A 17,311-nucleotide genomic window follows, 5' to 3' on the forward strand; every position below is an offset into this window, starting at 1 on the left:
GCGGCGGGTCTTCACGCAGAACGGGCAGGCGTGGAATTGATACAGGGTCAGGTCCTTGGCCGCTGCGTTCACCTGCGCCTGTTGTTCGGCAGGGCGCTGCTTTTTGCGCGGACGGGTCAGGAAGTCGCCGGCGATGATGACGTGGCCGAGGCCCACTCGAAGTGCTTTGACGAACATGGCTGAAACCTCTTGCCCTAGACTTAAGGGGGCGCAGCTTACCTGATTTTTCACAGGCGAAAAAAAACCGGCGATGAACGCCGGTTTTTCCAGGTGCCGCGTATTACTTGATCAGGCTGAGAAACTCGCTGCGGGTCGCCGCGTTTTCGCGGAACTCACCCAGCATCACCGACGTGATCATCGACGAATTCTGCTTCTCCACACCGCGCATCATCATGCACATGTGCTTGGCCTCGATCACCACTGCAACGCCCAGGGCGCCGGTGACCTGCTGGACCGCATCGGCGATCTGGCGGCTGAGGTTTTCCTGGATCTGCAGGCGGCGGGCATACATATCGACGATACGCGCGACCTTCGACAGGCCCAGCACTTTGCCGCTCGGGATATACGCGACGTGAGCCTTGCCGATGAACGGCAGCAGGTGGTGTTCGCACAGCGAGTACAACTCGATGTCCTTGACCAGCACCATTTCGCTGTTGTCAGAGCTGAACAAGGCACCGTTGGTGACTTCTTCGAGGGTCTGTTCATAACCGCGGCAGAGATACTGCATGGCCTTGGCGGCACGTTTTGGCGTGTCGAGCAGGCCCTCGCGGGAAACGTCCTCGCCGAGTTGGCCGAGAATCGCGGTGTAATTCTGTTCCAGGGACATGAAACTACCTAGTGGGATTTTCGCAAAGGGCAAGGGTACGGCGGCCAACACATCGCTGCAAGCCTGACGATGGCACTTGTTACTCGTCGCGGCCTTCCATCATGGTGCGCTTGAGCATCACATACACCGCGCCAGCGCCGCCGTGACGTGGCTGGCACGAGGTAAAACCCAGCACCTGGGAGTGCTGGCGCAACCAGGTGTTGACGTGGCTTTTGATCATCGGCCGCTTGCCGTCCAGGCGCACGGCCTTGCCGTGGGTGACGCGCACGCAGCGGATTTCGAATTTGGTGGCTTCGGCGAGGAACGCCCAGAGGGTTTCGCGGGCTTTTTCGACGGTCATGCCGTGCAGGTCGAGACTGCCCTCGAACGGGATCTGGCCGACCTTGAGCTTGCGCATCTGGCTTTCCTGCACGCCGTCGCGGGCCCACATCAACTCGTCTTCGGGACCTACATCGATAACGAATTGATCCGACAGGCCGTCCACGGTGGTGGCGTCCGTGCGCACGGTCGCGGCCTGGCGCAGCTTGGCGATCTGGGCGCGATCGGTCTTGGGTTTGCCGGTGTCGGCGCGATCATGCTTGATCGGCTTGACGCCGCGCAGCTCGTTCTTGAATAGGGAAAAATCGTCGTCTTGCATGTCAGCCTCCGCGAAGGGCGGGCAGTTTACCTAATCGCGGCGGCTTGATGCGCAACAAACGCTATCTGTACGCCATCAGTCGTGCTTTTTCATCAGGTGCGAAGCGATGTTCAGTGACAGCGGTTGGCGCATGCGCCGACGGCAACGGCGCCACAGCCATACGCCGAACCACAGCACCAGCAGGCCGATGACCAAGAGTATTGCAGAACCGCCAGGGCTGGCATTCAGCTCGCCCAGGGCCGGTGAGTGTCCAACCAAACCAGCGCCGCCAGCAATTGCCAGTAGTACGCCACCTATCGCCAACAGCGCGGCAAAGCCGGCGCCGATGCGCAGACGCCAGTTGCTCGGGCCCTTGGGGCGCAAGCGACGAGCATCAAAACCATCGGATATCTTCATTCCGACCTTTCCTCCAGGGTATCGGCCCTTCGACCGGAAGATACACAGGTTGTTCCGGGTACAGAGGCAATTGCAGCAAATGACAGGTATTTGCGGATGAGCGGGCGGCTACCCGCTCATCGAAGGTCGATCAGATCAGATCTTTGGTCAAGGCGAGGGTGGCGAAGTTGTCAGCCATGATGGCCATTTCAGTCTGCTGCACATGGTCGGCGCTGAGGATGCCGCCCTTGTAAGGCAGGTCGCGGGTGGCGCAGGCGTCTTCCACCAGGGTGCAGCGAAAGCCCAGGTTTTTTGCCGCACGCACCGTGGTGCTGACGCTGGAGTGGCTCATGAAGCCGCAGACGATCAGGTCCAGGGAACCGAGGTCTTGCAGGTGTTTCTCCAGGCCGGTGCCGTGGAAGGCGCTGGGCAGCAGCTTGCCGATGATGGTTTCGTCGGCCTGTGGCTCAAGGCCAGGAATGAACTCACCGCGCTCGCCCTGAGGGTCAAACAACCCGCCGACAGTGCCCAGGTGGCGCACATGCACGATCGGGCGCCCGGCGTTGCGCGCGGCAGCCGCCAGTTGCTTGATATTTTCGACAGCAGCGTCCATGCCCGAGAGGGCGAGGGGACCACTGAGGTATTCCTTCTGGGCGTCGATGATCACGAGGGTCGCATGGTTCAGGTTCGCCGCTGCGTAACCACGACCGCTGAGTTGAAACATCGTCTTTGGAACGGACATTCTGGGGCTCCTGTGAGTGGGGCTTTTGTGACATTGTCCTCTGGCTGAGCGCTTCTGTGAATCGCTACCATCGTAAGGTACGCCGTTGTTGGCGTGCAGCGATGTCAATAGGGCACTACGTTTAGGCAAAAACCACGTTTAAGATGAAATCCGACGTGCGGCAAAGGGTTTTTTCGTACATCGTCGGTACAGCTTAAGACTGTTAGAATCGCCGGTCGTTTTTTCCAGGAGCTTGCCCCCGTGATCACTTCCCGCCTGCGCACCTTGCGCGACCACATCCGATGGGCCGTCAGCCGTTTCCATGGGGAAGACCTGTTTTTTGGCCATGGCACCGACAACGCCTGGGACGAAGCCCGGCAACTGGTGCTCGGCGCCTTGCACCTGCCATGGGAAATTGCCGACAGTTACCTGGATTGCAACCTGGAAGAAGAGGAAATCTCCCACGTGCAACGGTTGCTGCACCGCCGTATCCACGAGCGTGTGCCGACCGCTTACCTGTTGAAGGAAGCCTGGTTCTGCGGCATGTCGTTTATCGTTGATGAGCGTGTATTGATTCCCCGCTCACCGATTGGCGAACTGATCGAAAACCGCTTCGAACCGTGGCTGGGCACACCGCCGGCGCGCATTCTGGACCTGTGCACCGGTTCCGGTTGCATCGGTATTGCCTGCGCCTACGAGTTCCAGGACGCCGAAGTGGTACTGGGCGACCTGTCCTTCGAAGCGCTGGAGGTTGCCAACCAGAACATCGAGCGCCATGGCGTCGATGAGCGCGTGTATACCGTTCAGGGCGACGGCTTTGATGGTTTGCCGGGCCAGCGTTTTGACCTGATCGTGTCCAACCCGCCGTATGTCGACGCCGAAGACTTTGCCGACATGCCGGATGAATACCAGCACGAGCCGGAGCTGGGCCTGGCCTGCGGTGACGACGGCTTGAACCTGGTTCGGCGGATGCTGGCCGAGGCGGCAGATCACTTGACCGAGAAGGGCTTGCTGATTGTCGAGGTGGGCAACAGCCAGGTTCACGTCGAGGCGTTGTACCCCGAAGTGGACTTCGCCTGGCTGGAGTTCCAGCGCGGCGGGCATGGCGTGTTCATGTTGACGGCCGAGCAGTGCCGGGCGCATCAGGCGGTGTTTGCCGCCAGGATTTAACCGCTTCCAAGTGGGTAACGCGGTCAGTGTGGGAGCGGGCTTGCTCGCGAATGCGGTGGCTCAGTCAAGATATCCGGTGACTGACACACCGCATTCGCGAGCAAGCCCGCTCCCACATTTTGATCCGGTTTCAATTGATAAACCGGATTACCGATGCGTCGCAATCCAGATCAACAACCCCGCCTGAAACACGGTAAACGCCACCAGGCACGTAATCGTGAAGCGCAACCCGCTGTCTTCGCGCTTGAACTTGGTGACTTTTTCCTCTTCCTTGCGCAGTTTCACTTCCTGTTCCGCCAGGTTCTGCTCGGCCTGTTGCAGCATCTGCGCCGCTTCCAGAATCTCCACGAACTGCAGCTTTTCGGTGTTCCAGCTGTCCAGCACATCGCTGACCTTGCCCGGCTGCACGTTGCCCTTCAAATGCTGGACATCGGCGTACGCCACATCAAAGCCCTGGATACGCAGGAAGTGATCCCGGCGCAGGCGCGTGGCTTCGTTGAGGGCGTCCTTGTTGGCCAGGTCGACGCCGTCGACGCGGTAGTGCGACCACTTCTTTTTCGCCCAGGCGGCGCCCTGGGCTACCAGGAAACGGCCGATGCCGCGGTTAGCCGGCTCGATCTCCAGGCTGTTGCCCGGGCCAAAGTGCACCCGATGGGTCGCGTGATCGACCCAGATATCCAAATGGTTCTGTTCCCGGCGCACCCGCTGGCCCGGCAACTGAATGACCATGCGCAGCAGGCTGTGGTCCTTGTTGTTGCGTTCGGCCCAGCCAAACTGCACAAAGCGCAGGGGCCGCACGCCCGTGGCACGGTCGGTGGCCAAAGGGGCCAGGCGCAGCATCTTGAAATGTTCGGCCTGCACCTCCGCCCACGGTAACGCGGCCGATGCGGCGGCCTCGGTGTCAGCCGTGGTGTCGGCGGTAGGTTCGGGTGTTGCTTCGGTGTTCGTCATTCGGCGCGATCCTGTCCAAGCTCTGCGGGCCGACAGGCTTTTTGCTGTCGACCCATGGCTTATCGGCCGTTTTGCTCAGGACTGGAGGGCAATACTCGCTTAACTGGCGCGAAGTCCGTCGATAAAGCGAACCAGGCGGGTGCCCAGTTCAGCCGCCAGCGGCAACTGCGGGTCGTTATAGGACTCCAGTTGCTGCTTCACGTTGTTGGGCACGATGCGCATCACGTGGTTCATGCCTTCGATCACCGTCAGCTCGGCGTCGGGCTTGGCCTTCTGCAGTTGTTGCGCATCGGCCACGCCGACCTGCAGGTCATTGGTGCCCTGGACGATCAGCGCCGGCATGGTCAATTTGGCAAAGGCCGCCGAAGGGTCGGCGCGGAACAGGCTGATCAGATAGGGCTGCACGCTGGGGCGGAAAATGCCCTCAAGGGGGGTGGGCACATCGGCGTCCACCTGGCCGGCCTTGAGGTGATCGAGAATCTGGTTGCTGCGCAGTAACAGCGCTGGAGGCATATGGTCGGCCAGTTGCTGGCGGATCACCTGGTCCACCGGGCGCGCACTGCCCGACAGGGAAATCACCCCGGCCGGGTTGAGCTGCGGGGCGGCGAGGGCGGCCACCAGCGCACCTTCGCTGTGGCCCAGCACAATCAGCGGGCCCATGCGTGGGTCGGCCTTGAGCAACTTGCCCCAGGCCACGGCGTCGGACACGTAGGCATCCAGGGTCAGGTTGCGTTCATCGGGGGTGGCGGCAAGGCTGGCGGCCACGCCGCGCTTGTCGTAGCGCACGCTGGCGATGTTGTGCCTGGCCAGCACCCAGGCCAGGCGCTTGAGGCTGTCGTTGCGTGCGCCGTCGGCGCTGTTGCCGTTGCGGTCGGTGGGCCCGGAGCCGGCGATGATCAGCACCACCGGCACCGGCTTGTCGGATTTGGGCAACAACAGCGAACCAAACAGCTCGCCACTGCCGGTGTCCAGGCTGATGGGCCGTTGCAGCACGACAGGGGAGGCGGCGAAGCCAAGGCTGGAAAACAGAGTGAGGGTCAAAAGCAGAACTCGCAGCATCATCGCGCCATCATGAGGAAGGTGCCGGTTGGACCAACGTCTACCGGTAAGGTTTCGAGGATGAACTAGTCGGTTAGCCTGCGTATACTGGCCGCCTTAAGTTATTACGGTTGACTTGATTCAACTGATTTCACGGAGCGCCCTGCATGTCCGGCAATACCTACGGCAAGCTGTTCACTGTTACCACCGCGGGCGAAAGCCATGGCCCGGCGTTGGTCGCCATTGTCGACGGCTGCCCGCCGGGCCTCGAGTTGTCCCTGGAAGACCTGCAGCGTGACCTCGACCGCCGCAAGCCCGGCACCAGCCGCCACACCACCCAGCGCCAGGAAGCCGACGAAGTCGAAATCCTCTCCGGCGTGTTCGAAGGCCGCACCACCGGCTGCGCCATCGGCCTGCTGATTCGCAACACCGACCAGAAGTCCAAGGACTACTCGGCGATCAAGGACCTGTTCCGCCCGGCCCACGCCGACTACACCTACCACCACAAATACGGCGAGCGCGACTACCGTGGCGGTGGCCGCAGCTCGGCGCGGGAAACCGCGATGCGCGTGGCGGCCGGTGCGATTGCCAAGAAGTTCCTGGCGACCCAGGGCATCGTGATCCGCGGCTACATGAGCCAGCTGGGCCCGATCGAAATCCCGTTCAAGACCTGGGACAGCGTCGAAGACAACGCTTTCTTCTGCCCAGACCCGGATAAAGTGCCGGAGCTGGAAGCCTATATGGACCAGTTGCGCCGCGACCAGGATTCCGTCGGCGCCAAGATCACCGTGGTTGCCGAAGGCGTGATGCCGGGCCTGGGCGAGCCGATCTTCGACCGCCTCGATGCCGAACTGGCCCACGCGCTGATGAGCATCAACGCGGTCAAGGGCGTGGAAATCGGCGCCGGGTTCGATTGTGTGGCCCAGCGTGGCACCGAGCACCGTGACGAGCTGACCCCGGAAGGTTTCCTCAGCAACAACGCCGGCGGCATTCTCGGCGGCATTTCCTCCGGCCAGCCGATCGTTGCGCACCTGGCCCTCAAGCCGACGTCCAGCATCACCACGCCAGGCCGTTCGATCGATGTGCACGGCAACCCGGTGGACGTGATCACCAAGGGCCGTCACGACCCTTGCGTCGGCATCCGCGCCACGCCGATTGCCGAAGCGATGATGGCCATCGTGTTGATGGACCACCTGCTGCGCCATCGTGGGCAAAACGCCGACGTAAAAGTCAGTACTCCGGTATTGGGCCAGCTGTGACCGTGTGTGGCGAGCGAGCTTGCTCGCGCTGGGCTGCGCAGCGGCCCCAAAGCCTGCAACCCGGTAGGACCTGGAGAACTGCGGCGCTTCGAGTGGGGGCGCTTCGCGCCCCAGCGCGAGCAAGCTCGCTCGCCACAAGTCACTTATGCTGACGCAAGGCCTTCCATACTGGCGACTCTCCAGCTTCTACCTGTTCTATTTCGCCCTGCTGGGGGCGACGGCGCCGTTCCTGGCGTTGTACTTCGATCACCTTGGGTTCTCCAGCGCGCGCATCGGCGAGCTGGTGGCCATCCCCATGCTGATGCGCTGCGTGGCACCCAACCTGTGGGGCTGGCTGGGGGATTACACCGGCCGGCGCCTGGCCATCGTGCGCTTTGGCGCGGTGTGCACCCTGGTGAGTTTCTCGTTGATCTTTGTCAGCAAGACCTACGCCTGGCTGGCGCTGGTGATGGCCTTGCACGCGTTCTTCTGGCACGCGGTCCTGCCGCAGTTTGAAGTCATCACCCTCGCGCACCTGCAAGGCCAGACCTCGCGCTACAGCCAGGTGCGGTTGTGGGGCTCCATCGGTTTTATCCTCACCGTGGTGATCATGGGCCGCTTGTTCGACTGGCTGAGCCTGGATATCTACCCGGTGGTGGTCGTGGTGATCATGGCCGGCATCATCGGCGCCAGCCTCTGGGTGCCGAATGCGCAGCCCCTGAGCCAGGGGAATCGCCTGGCCGGTGACGGCTTTTTGCGGCAACTGCGCAGCCCCGGCGTGCTGGCGTTCTATGCGTGTGTGGCGCTGATGCAGATGAGCCATGGTCCGTACTACACCTTCCTCACCCTGCACCTTGAACACCTCGGTTACAGCCGTGGCGTGATCGGCATGTTGTGGGCGCTGGGCGTGGTGGCGGAAGTCTTGATGTTCCTGGCCATGAGCCGGATTCTCACGCGCTTTTCGGTACGCCGGGTGTTGATGGCGAGTTTCCTGCTGGCCGCACTGCGCTGGTTGCTGCTGGGCTCCTTTGCCGAATTCTTCTGGGTGCTGTTGCTGGCGCAGGTGATGCACGCGGCGACCTTCGGCAGCTTCCACGCGGCGGCCATCCAGTTCGTGCAACGCAGCTTTGGTGCTCGCCAGCAAGGGCAGGGCCAGGCACTGTATGCGGCACTGGCCGGTACCGGCGGTGCGCTGGGCGCACTCTATTCAGGTTACAGCTGGAACCTGCTGGGGCCGACCCTGACCTTCAGCATTGCCAGCGTCGCGGCCCTGGCCGCCGCCCTAATCATTGGCATTCGATTGCAAGAGGAGCGGCCATGAGCGGCTCCCGTGACAGAGGAAGAGTTTGATGAGCTATCTCGCGGTTTACCACGTCTGCACCCCCGACACCCCGAACAAGGTCCTGACTCACCAGGACGATATCGCCTCGACCCTGGCCGAGCTGGGTGTGGGGTTCGATCGCTGGCAGGCGACTACCCGACTTGAGCCCGGGGCCAGCGAGGTTGAGATTATCGCCGCCTACCAGGCGCCCATCGACAAGCTGATGACCGAGCGCGGCTACACCACCGTTGATGTGCTCCGCGTCAGCAACGATCACCCGCAGAAAGCCCAATTGCGCGCCGAGCGACTCGACGAACACCGCATGGCCCAAGACCACGTGCGTTTTTTCGTAGCGGGTCGTGGGCTGTTTACCTTGCACATCGAAGATTATGTGTACGCGGTGTTCTGCGAGAAAAACGACCTGATCTTGGTGCCGAGCGGCATCCCGCACTGGTTTGATATGGGGGAGAACCCGCACTTTGTGGCGATCCGCCTGTTCAGTGATCCTGAAGGGCTGGCGGTCATGCTGACGGGCGACGCGATCGCCGAGGGTTTTCCTCGGCTTGATGACTAAGTTCGTCCGGCAATGCCTCCTGAACAGGGGGCATTTTTTTAACTTCAATTCCTTCAGGTTGGAAATCGCTGTAGGAATAAACTTGAAGTTTTGTGGGTAACAGCTGTTTATCGTTGACCTTACTTGTTACTTCCACTCTTTGTGTAACTCTCTCTGGTCTCAATATTTATTCGCCTGTCAATAGGAGTAATCCGACTTCGGGCGTTACAAGACCTATATGAAGAGAGGGGCCTGCATGAGCGGTTCGGAGCCACAGGAACAACCGTCCACGCAAACGGACAGCGCGCCGGTTGCCAACCGCAAGGCGCGTGCGATGTTGTCGGGTAAACCCCTGACCCCAAAGGAACGGGAAATCCTGCATTGGGCGGTCGAGGGCAAGACGGTGTGGGAAATCAGCAGGATTCGCTCCATCTCCCAGGCCACGGTGAAGTTTCACCTGCGCAACATCTACGGCAAGTTGCAGGTGACTAACCGGGTCCAGGCCGTGAACGAGGCGGTGAAACAGGGATTGTGCAAATAAAAAAAGGCCGTGGTGCGCAACGGCACCACGACCTGTTCGGGTCCTGCATGACGGTCAAGCCGAATGGTAGGTCGGCAGGGCAAAGCGGTTCTGGCTTTGCAGCATCGAAATCTGTGGCAGGTCGCTGGCTTGTTCAGCCAGGTCGCGGCGAATGGCGCTGATGACCCACGTCAGTTGGTCGGCCGTGTGCAGTTGCTGATAAGAGATCGAACGTTTGATCTGCTTGCCTTCGCTGTTACGCAAGGTCAGCAGGATGCCGCCATCAGGACGCGCCTGGGTGGTGACGTCGAAATTGGAGAACACAGAAGAAAATTTATCTTGGATCAGGCTCATGTCTATCAGCTCCGTTAGCTCATGTTTTGCAGCGTGGAGTGATAGGTGCAGTGATTGTGCCAGTACTGACTATCTTAAAAAATCCTTATAAATCAAATAGTTATAAAATTTTAAGAATTTCAGTTTCGTGCAATTTGCATGAATGGCCATCGTGCATCCTGCATTTTGCGGGGTTTTGCCAAGTGTTTCACCGCTGGCACGCAAGGCAGGTCTTCCATAGTGACCACCTGGCGGTGCGCAAAATTCCTTTTCCTTTCGGGATACAAAACTTTTCAAATCCTGCGTGTACAGCCGAAGAACGGCTGGCGTATTTTCCTGCAAGGCATTCGGCGCGGGTCTTACAGTGCGATGGGTGCCTTGAGGGTCATACGAACAATAAGAAAAAGGACGTTCCCGCCATGAACCACCCGCCAAGTGACATGATCACCTGGGGCATGATGCTGCGTAAGGTGCCCACCATTGTCCGTGCACTGCCGCGCCTGGTGCGCGGAATCCGCGTTGCCAACATCACCGATCCCGACCAGCCGTGCGGCCTGGGCTGGACCTTTGAACAAGCCACCCAACGCAACCCCGACGGCGCCGCGCTGCTGTATGGCGACACGGTGCTGAGCTACCGCCAGGCCAACCAGCAGGCCAACCGCATGGCTCACTACCTGCAGCAGCAGGGGATCGGCAAGGGCGACGTGGTGGCGTTGTTTATCGAGAACCGCCCCGAGTTGTTGCTCAGCGTACTGGCCGTGGCCAAGGTGGGCGGCATTTGCGCGATGCTCAATACCTCGCAAACCCAGGCGGCGCTGGTACATAGCCTCAACCTGGTGGCACCGGCGGCCATCGTGGTGGGAGCCGAGTTGGTAGGGGCCTACGAGGCCGTGCGCAGCCAGGTGGCCATCGAGGCGGATAAAACCTGGTTTATTGCCGATCAGCAGCACAGCCATGTGCCGCCGGATTACGTCGACCTGATGGCTGCCAGCGCCGACTGCCCGGTGGAAAACCCCGCCAGCACCCAGCAGATTTTTTTCAACGACCCTTGCTTCTATATCTACACCTCCGGCACCACCGGCTTGCCCAAGGCCGGCATTTTCAAGCATGGCCGCTGGATGAAGTCCTCGGCCAGTTTCGGCACCATCGCCCTGGATATGGGGCCCGAGGATGTCGTCTATTGCACCTTGCCGCTGTATCACGCCACTGGCCTGTGCGTGTGCTGGGGTTCGGCGATTGCCGGGGCGTCGGGGTTCGCGATTCGCCGCAAGTTCAGCGCCAGCCAGTTCTGGGACGATGTGCGCAAATTCAATGCGACCACCCTGGGTTATGTCGGCGAGCTGTGCCGCTACCTGATCGACCAGCCCGCGAGCGAGCAGGATCGTGATAACCGTGTGACAAAGATGATCGGCAACGGCCTGCGCCCTGGGGTTTGGGCTGAGTTCAAGCAGCGCTTTGGCGTTGATCATATCTGCGAGCTGTACGCCGCCAGTGACGGCAACATCGGCTTCACCAATGTGCTGAACTTCGACAACACCATCGGCTTTTCCCTGATGCACTGGGCACTGGTGGACTACGCCCATGACAGCTGTGAGCCGATTCGCGGCGCCGACGGTTTCATGCGCGAAGTGCCCAAGGGGGGCCAGGGGCTGCTGCTGGCCAGGATCGATGACAAGGCACCGTTCGACGGCTACACCGACCCCGAGAAGAACCGCAAGGTGGTGCTCAGCGACGTGTTCGAGAAGGGCGACCGTTATTTCAACACCGGCGACCTGTTGCGCAATATCGGCTTTGGCCACGCCCAATTCGTTGACCGGCTGGGGGACACCTACCGCTGGAAAGGTGAAAACGTCTCCACCACCGAAGTCGAGAACATCTTCCTGCAGCACCCGCAGATTTCCGAAGTGGTGGCCTACGGCGTGGAGATTGAAAACACCAACGGCCGCGCGGGCATGGCGGCCATTACGCCTGCCGAATCCCTGGCTTCCCTGGACATGCGCGAGTTGCTGACCTTCGCCCACGGGCAATTGCCCGCGTATGCGGTGCCGTTGTTCCTGCGGATCAAGGTGAAGATGGAAACCACGGGCACCTTCAAATACCAGAAGGTGAAACTCAAGGAGGAAGCGTTCGACCCGGGCAAGGCCGGTGATGATCCGATCTTTGCCTGGCTGCCTGGGTCGGACAGTTATGTGCCGGTCACCGGGCAACTGTTGGCGGATATCCAGGCGGGCAAGTTCCGTTATTGATTCTGCCTATCGCCGCTTTTGGGAAAAAAGGCATGACAGTGGGGAACTCCATCGCGAGACTGGGCGCCTTATGAAACACCAGACAAGGAGCCCCACATGTCAGACCAAGCCAAACAAATGACCGAAGACGAAGCCGCCGAATTTGCCGAGCAGGTGTTCGATGTGGCGCGCAAGGGCGATGCCGCGATGCTGGCGGCGTTGCTGGCCAAGGGCTTGCCGCCGAACCTGCGCAACCACAATGGCGATACGCTGTTGATGCTGTCGGCCTACCATGGCCATGTGGACGCGGTGAAAGTGCTGCTGGAATTCAAGGCCGACCCCCAGATTGCCAACGACAAGAACCAACTGCCGATTGCCGGCGCGGCGTTCAAGGGCAACCTGCCGGTGGTCAAGGCGTTGATCGAAGGCGGAGCGTTGGTCGAAGGCGCATCCTCTGATGGTCGCACCGCCTTGATGATGGCGGCGATGTTCAACCGTACCGAAATGGTGGACTACCTGATCAGCCAGGGCGCCAATCCCAAGGCCACCGATGCCCAGGGCGTGACCGCGCTGGCAGCCGCGCAGACCATGGGGGCGGTGGATACGGCGGCGCAGTTGGAAAAACTGGTGTAGGCTTTGCGCCCTCAAAATCAGCCCCGCCACAGGACCACCCCATGAAAACCGCACTCGTCGAACTCATCAGCAAAATCAGCTCCGGCTGCATGAGCGAACCCGAGATCGCCAAGGTGGCTGACGAAGCGGCCCAGGCCTACGCCGATCCCGACGCTTTCCTGGCCGCCAACCCGGACATCAACTACGACGACACTTTCCCGATTTCCCTGGGCGAGTGGATCGTTGTTGGCAGTCTGCCAGACACCGTGCTGTTCCAGGCCGACACTTACCAGGACCTGTTCGCCCAGATCGTCGCCTCCTTTGGCCCCGGCGTGGCGTTCAACCTCAAGCCCAAGCAACTGGCCAAGACCGAAGCCCTGACCGCGCTGAACCGCATCCAGATCCAGATGAGCGCCCTCAACCCGGAGAACGGCGGCTACGTGCTGATGAACTTCAGCCAGTTGCTGGACGACGAGATCCAGGCTGTGCTGGTCTACGGCAACGACGTGCCACGGGTGCTGGAGTTGTGTGCCGAAACCGGCATAAAGGGCGAACCATCGCTGGAAGCCCTGCGGGTTGCGGTACACGTCTGAAATAAAACGGAACCCCCGGCCACGGCTGACTATCCTAAGCAGGCAAGCCCTCACTTAGGAGCGACACCATGGGTTCCACTTTTAATGGTCTGATCGGGTTGATCATCCTCGCGCTGGATATCTGGGCGATCATCAACGTGTTCAAAAGCGGCGCGAGTACCGGCGCCAAAGTGTTGTGGATCCTGTTGATCCTGCTGCTGCCGGTACTGGGCTTGATCATCTGGGCGATCGCCGGGCCGCGCGGTAACGTGCGGATCTGATCCAAACAACGCTATCCAGAGCGGGCACAGTAAGTGTGGGAGCGGGCTTGCTCGCGAATACGGTGTAACAGTCACCTGATGTATCGACTGATTTACCGTATTCGCGAGCAAGCCCGCTCCCACATCTGTTTCCGTACGCCCGTTATTGTGTTTCGAGATATTCGCTGTACAAAATTTTCACATTCCATCCAAGACAATTCGCCGGCTATTTCCCCTGTCGAGTGCTCTAAAACGAGTGCCCACCTACTGCAGGAGTGAGTAATCAATGGCGTTGCCGGCGTTGATCGGGCACCATTTGCGCCATTGCGTTCACCGTCTACCCCAGCCTGTCTGGGCGAGGGCGGGGCGCCGCTGTATTCATTCGCAACTTAAACTTCCAATGGGTCCTAAAACGACATGGCAAACCCGGACGCCCTGAATCAGCAGCGAGCTTCTAATCGCTTGCTGCAACCGACCGTCAAATCCCATCTGGCGTACACGCTGCTTTGTGCCTTGATCATGATGGTGATGTTCTCCCTGCTGCGCCTGGCGCTGCTGGTCTACAACCGCGAGATGATCCTCGACACACCGGCCTCGACTTTCCTTGAAGCGTTCGCCAACGGCCTGCGCCTGGATATCCGCCTGGTGATGTACGTGCTGGTGCCGCTGCTGCTGGCGTTGTTCAGCGTACGGGCCATGGCGGCGCGCGGGTTCTTCCGCTTGTGGCTGACGGTCGCGTCCAGCATCGCGCTGTTCCTGGGCCTGATGGAAATGGACTTCTACCGCGAGTTCCACCAGCGCCTCAACGGCCTGGTCTTCCAGTACGTGAAGGAAGACCCGAAAACCGTGATGAGCATGCTCTGGTACGGTTTCCCGGTGGTGCGCTACCTGCTGGCCTGGGCCGTGGGTACGCTGATCCTGAGCATCGCCTTCAAAGGCGCCGACCGTGCAACGCGCCCACGCGGCCCGTTCAGCGGTGGCAGCATCGGCACTCGCCAGGTAGCGCCGTGGTACACGCGCATCGCGGTGTTCGTGGTCTGCCTGCTGGTCGCCGTGGTCGCCATCCGTGGCACCCTGCGCCAGGGCCCGCCACTGCGTTGGGGCGACGTGTACACCACCGACTCGAACTTCGCCAACCAGTTGGGCCTCAACGGTACCTTGTCGCTGATTGCGGCGGCGAAATCGCGCTTCTCCGAGGAGCGTTCGAACATCTGGAAAGCCACCCTGGAGCAGCCGCTGGCCACCCAGACCGTGCGCGACATGCTGGTATTGCCGACCGAGAAACTGGTCGACACCGACACCGCCGCGGTACGCCGTGACTTCACGCCGCCGGCCGAGAAGACCCTGCCGATCAAGAACGTCGTGGTTATCCTGATGGAAAGCTTCGCCGGTCACTCGGTGGGCGCCCTGGGCCGCCCGGGCAATATCACGCCGTACTTCGACAAACTGTCCAAGGAAGGCCTGCTGTTCGACCGCTTCTTCTCCAACGGCACCCACACCCACCAGGGTATGTTCGCCACCATGGCCTGCTTCCCGAACCTGCCGGGTTTCGAATACCTGATGCAGACCCCGGAAGGCAGCCACAAGCTGTCGGGCCTGCCGCAGTTGCTCAGCGCCCGCAAGTTTGACGACGTGTACGTCTACAACGGCGATTTCGCCTGGGACAACCAGTCGGGCTTCTTCAGCAACCAGGGCATGACCAACTTCATCGGGCGTAATGACTTCGTCAACCCGGTGTTCTCGGATCCAACCTGGGGCGTGTCCGACCAGGACATGTTCAGCCGTGGCCTGGAAGAGTTGAAGGCACGTGAAGGCGGCAAGCCGTTCTATGCGCTGCTGCAAACCCTGTCCAACCACACGCCGTACGCGTTGCCGACGCCATTGCCGGTCGAGAAGGTCACCGACCGTGGCAGCCTCAACGAGCATTTGACGGCCATGCGTTACTCCGACTGGGCCTTGGGCCAGTTCTTTGAAAAGGCCCGCAAGGAGCCGTACTTCAAGGAAACCCTGTTCGTGATCGTGGGCGACCACGGCTTCGGCAACGAGCAGCAGATCACCGAGATGGACCTGGGCCGCTTCAACGTGCCGATGCTGATGATCGCACCGGGCATGCAGGAGAAGTTCGGCGAGCGTGACCACACCGTGGGCACCCAGATCGACATCGTGCCGACCATCATGGGCCGTCTCGGCGGTGACACCCTGCACCAGTGCTGGGGCCGCGACCTGCTCAACCTGCCGGAAGGTGACAAGGGCTTTGGCGTGATCAAGCCGTCGGGCAGCGACCAGACCGTCGCCTTGCTCACCGGTGACCGCGTGCTGGTACTGCCCAAGGAAATGCCGCCGAAGTTGTGGGAATACGAACTGGGCGCCAACCCGACCGGGAAAGTGATTCCAGAGTCGCCGGACGAGGCTGCGTTGAAGCAGAAGCTCGAATCGTTCCTGCAGACCGCTACCAAGAGCCTGCTGGACAACACCGCCGGTGTAGTGGACGGCAAGCCGGACTAAACACCCGCGCATAAAAAAAGAGGCCTTTCAAGGCCTCTTTTTTTTGCACGCTGGAACGCGTTATATCTTGCCGAGCAACAACAGAATCAACAGCACTACCAACACAGTACCGAGAATACCCGATGGCCCGTAACCCCAGTTACGTGAGTGAGGGAACACTGGAAGACCGCCGACCAGCAGGAGGATCAGAATAATGATAAGAATGAGGCTCATGTTTTATTTTCCTTATTGTCTTCTGAAAAGACCTGTTATTTAACGAATAGGCCCGACAACTGATACGGACGCCTTAATAACTCCGACCCATGTGTTTGGCAGAAAATTCCGTGTTTTTTTAAAGCTTTTCGCTAACTTGCTTATTTCCTTTAACCCCGTTGCAAATAACTGTCCTTAGTTCAAATAAATGGAACTTGGCGGGTTTCCCGCTATCCGACCCGGCCCACGGTTTGCCTGGGGCATTCAGCAGTCTGATGGTGCGTGGGTGCGGGAAAAACCTTCGCTACACTGCGGCTCACTTCTTCCGTGAACCACAAGGCTACTTTCCTATGCAAAATCGCATGATGATCACCGGCGCCGGTTCTGGCCTGGGTCGCGAAATCGCTCTGCGCTGGGCCCGCGAGGGTTGGCAACTGGCCTTGTCGGACGTCAGCGAAGCGGGCCTGCAAGAAACCCTCAAGCTTGTACGCCAGGCCGGCGGTGACGGTTTCACCCAGCGCTGCGACGTGCGCGACTACAGCCAGCTCACCGCGTTCGCACAGGCCTGTGAGGAAAAGTTCGGTGGCATCGACGTGATCGTCAACAACGCCGGTGTGGCGTCGGGCGGGTTCTTCAGCGAACTGTCCCTGGAAGACTGGGACTGGCAGATCGCGATCAACCTGATGGGCGTGGTCAAGGGCTGCAAAGCCTTCCTGCCGCTGCTGGAAAAGAGCAAGGGCCGCATCATCAACATCGCGTCCATGGCCGCCCTGATGCAGGGCCCGGCCATGAGCAACTACAACGTGGCCAAGGCCGGCGTGGTGGCACTTTCGGAAAGCCTGCTGGTGGAACTCAAGCAACAGGAAGTCGGCGTGCATGTGGTGTGCCCATCCTTCTTCCAGACGAACCTGCTGGACTCGTTCCGCGGGCCGACGCCGGCGATGAAGGCCCAGGTGGGCAAGCTGCTGGAAAGCTCGCCGATTACCGCCGCACAGATCGCCGACTACATCTACCAGCAGGTGGCTGAAGGGCAATTCATGATCCTGCCCCACGAGCAGGGGCGCATGGCCTGGGCATTGAAACAGAAGAACCCGCAACTGCTGTATGACGAGATGACCGTGATGGCGGACAAGATGCGGGCGAAAGCTCAGTCGCAGGCGGTAAAAGGTTGAATTTCAGGTGAGCACCTGATGTGGCGAGGGCTTGTTGTGGCGAGGGAGCTTGCTCCCGCTGGGGTGCGAAGCAGCCCCAAAACAAGCCGC

Annotated in this window: 19 protein-coding genes and 1 pseudogene; 11 read left to right on the plus strand and 9 right to left on the minus strand. The window is 60.5% G+C overall.

All coding sequences use genetic code 11. The annotated features are described in order from the left end of the window. The 5 genes and pseudogenes from A462_RS22895 to A462_RS22875 form a co-directional block, all read right to left on the minus strand. Positions 1-177: pseudogene (locus A462_RS22895) on the minus strand (glutaredoxin); the annotation flags it as partial. 103 nt (positions 178-280) lie between these two features. After that, a complete protein-coding gene (folE, locus tag A462_RS22890; RefSeq protein ID WP_003204506.1) occupies positions 281-826 on the minus strand; it encodes a GTP cyclohydrolase I FolE in 546 nt (181 codons plus the stop codon). Positions 827-905: 79 nt separating this feature from the next. Further along, the gene (locus tag A462_RS22885) at positions 906-1,463 is read right to left on the minus strand and encodes a Smr/MutS family protein (RefSeq protein WP_003213135.1); all 558 of its coding nucleotides are present in this window, start codon (positions 1,461-1,463) and stop codon (positions 906-908) included. Between the two features lie 75 nt (positions 1,464-1,538). Further along, positions 1,539-1,859 (minus strand): hypothetical protein, encoded by a 321-nt coding sequence (locus tag A462_RS22880; RefSeq protein ID WP_003213133.1) that lies wholly within the window; start codon positions 1,857-1,859, stop codon positions 1,539-1,541. Positions 1,860-1,989: 130 nt separating this feature from the next. Beyond that, positions 1,990-2,580: a cysteine hydrolase family protein gene (locus A462_RS22875; protein ID WP_008433198.1), complete on the minus strand. Its 591-nt coding sequence runs from the start codon at positions 2,578-2,580 to the stop codon at positions 1,990-1,992. A 240-nt stretch (positions 2,581-2,820) separates the two neighbouring features. Between A462_RS22875 and prmB the strand changes: the two genes are divergently transcribed. Continuing rightward, on the plus strand, positions 2,821-3,729 hold the full coding sequence (prmB, locus tag A462_RS22870; protein ID WP_008433201.1) for a 50S ribosomal protein L3 N(5)-glutamine methyltransferase: 909 nt from the start codon (positions 2,821-2,823) through the stop codon (positions 3,727-3,729). 147 nt (positions 3,730-3,876) lie between these two features. Here prmB and A462_RS22865 read toward each other — a convergent pair whose 3' ends face one another. After that, the gene (locus A462_RS22865; RefSeq protein ID WP_003213127.1) at positions 3,877-4,680 is read right to left on the minus strand and encodes a hypothetical protein; all 804 of its coding nucleotides are present in this window, start codon (positions 4,678-4,680) and stop codon (positions 3,877-3,879) included. Between the two features lie 99 nt (positions 4,681-4,779). Further along, on the minus strand, positions 4,780-5,742 hold the full coding sequence (locus A462_RS22860) for an alpha/beta hydrolase (RefSeq protein ID WP_003213124.1): 963 nt from the start codon (positions 5,740-5,742) through the stop codon (positions 4,780-4,782). A 143-nt stretch (positions 5,743-5,885) separates the two neighbouring features. On the opposite strand from A462_RS22860, the gene aroC reads away from it, so the two are divergent. The 4 genes from aroC to A462_RS22840 all read left to right on the plus strand — a co-directional run bounded on the left by aroC (position 5,886) and on the right by A462_RS22840 (position 9,371). Next, a complete protein-coding gene (gene aroC, locus A462_RS22855) occupies positions 5,886-6,977 on the plus strand; it encodes a chorismate synthase (protein ID WP_003213122.1) in 1,092 nt (363 codons plus the stop codon). A gap of 148 nt (positions 6,978-7,125) precedes the next feature. Further along, a complete protein-coding gene (locus tag A462_RS22850; RefSeq protein ID WP_173883069.1) occupies positions 7,126-8,277 on the plus strand; it encodes an MFS transporter in 1,152 nt (383 codons plus the stop codon). Positions 8,278-8,305: 28 nt separating this feature from the next. Beyond that, positions 8,306-8,851, plus strand: a complete 546-nt coding sequence (locus A462_RS22845) for a 1,2-dihydroxy-3-keto-5-methylthiopentene dioxygenase (RefSeq protein ID WP_008433207.1) — start codon at positions 8,306-8,308, stop codon at positions 8,849-8,851. 235 nt (positions 8,852-9,086) lie between these two features. Next, positions 9,087-9,371 carry a response regulator transcription factor gene (locus tag A462_RS22840; protein ID WP_003216779.1) on the plus strand — a complete coding sequence of 95 codons (285 nt, stop codon included), beginning with the start codon at positions 9,087-9,089 and terminating at the stop codon, positions 9,369-9,371. A gap of 54 nt (positions 9,372-9,425) precedes the next feature. Here A462_RS22840 and A462_RS22835 read toward each other — a convergent pair whose 3' ends face one another. Next, a complete protein-coding gene (locus tag A462_RS22835) occupies positions 9,426-9,704 on the minus strand; it encodes a DUF3509 domain-containing protein (RefSeq protein WP_003216777.1) in 279 nt (92 codons plus the stop codon). A 398-nt stretch (positions 9,705-10,102) separates the two neighbouring features. Between A462_RS22835 and A462_RS22830 the strand changes: the two genes are divergently transcribed. The 5 genes from A462_RS22830 to A462_RS22810 all read left to right on the plus strand — a co-directional run bounded on the left by A462_RS22830 (position 10,103) and on the right by A462_RS22810 (position 15,857). Beyond that, positions 10,103-11,929: a long-chain-acyl-CoA synthetase gene (locus A462_RS22830; protein ID WP_008433211.1), complete on the plus strand. Its 1,827-nt coding sequence runs from the start codon at positions 10,103-10,105 to the stop codon at positions 11,927-11,929. 96 nt (positions 11,930-12,025) lie between these two features. Further along, positions 12,026-12,541 (plus strand): ankyrin repeat domain-containing protein, encoded by a 516-nt coding sequence (locus A462_RS22825; RefSeq protein ID WP_003216773.1) that lies wholly within the window; start codon positions 12,026-12,028, stop codon positions 12,539-12,541. A gap of 41 nt (positions 12,542-12,582) precedes the next feature. After that, positions 12,583-13,113, plus strand: coding sequence for a hypothetical protein (locus A462_RS22820; RefSeq protein ID WP_008433213.1), 531 nt, complete (start codon positions 12,583-12,585; stop codon positions 13,111-13,113). A 68-nt stretch (positions 13,114-13,181) separates the two neighbouring features. Beyond that, positions 13,182-13,373 (plus strand): PLDc N-terminal domain-containing protein, encoded by a 192-nt coding sequence (locus A462_RS22815; protein ID WP_003172956.1) that lies wholly within the window; start codon positions 13,182-13,184, stop codon positions 13,371-13,373. A 396-nt stretch (positions 13,374-13,769) separates the two neighbouring features. After that, complete coding sequence (locus A462_RS22810; protein WP_008433215.1) at positions 13,770-15,857, plus strand: LTA synthase family protein; 2,088 nt, start codon at positions 13,770-13,772, stop codon at positions 15,855-15,857. A gap of 60 nt (positions 15,858-15,917) precedes the next feature. Here A462_RS22810 and A462_RS33205 read toward each other — a convergent pair whose 3' ends face one another. Beyond that, on the minus strand, positions 15,918-16,070 hold the full coding sequence (locus A462_RS33205; protein WP_003216767.1) for a DUF3309 family protein: 153 nt from the start codon (positions 16,068-16,070) through the stop codon (positions 15,918-15,920). Between the two features lie 329 nt (positions 16,071-16,399). Here A462_RS33205 and A462_RS22800 point away from each other — a divergent pair, with 329 nt between their 5' ends. Further along, positions 16,400-17,221 carry an SDR family oxidoreductase gene (locus A462_RS22800; protein ID WP_008433217.1) on the plus strand — a complete coding sequence of 274 codons (822 nt, stop codon included), beginning with the start codon at positions 16,400-16,402 and terminating at the stop codon, positions 17,219-17,221. The last annotated feature ends 90 nt before the right edge of the window (positions 17,222-17,311 follow it).

Source organism: Pseudomonas sp. Ag1 (genome assembly GCF_000278565.1).
Classification (GTDB): Bacteria; Pseudomonadota; Gammaproteobacteria; order Pseudomonadales; family Pseudomonadaceae; genus Aquipseudomonas.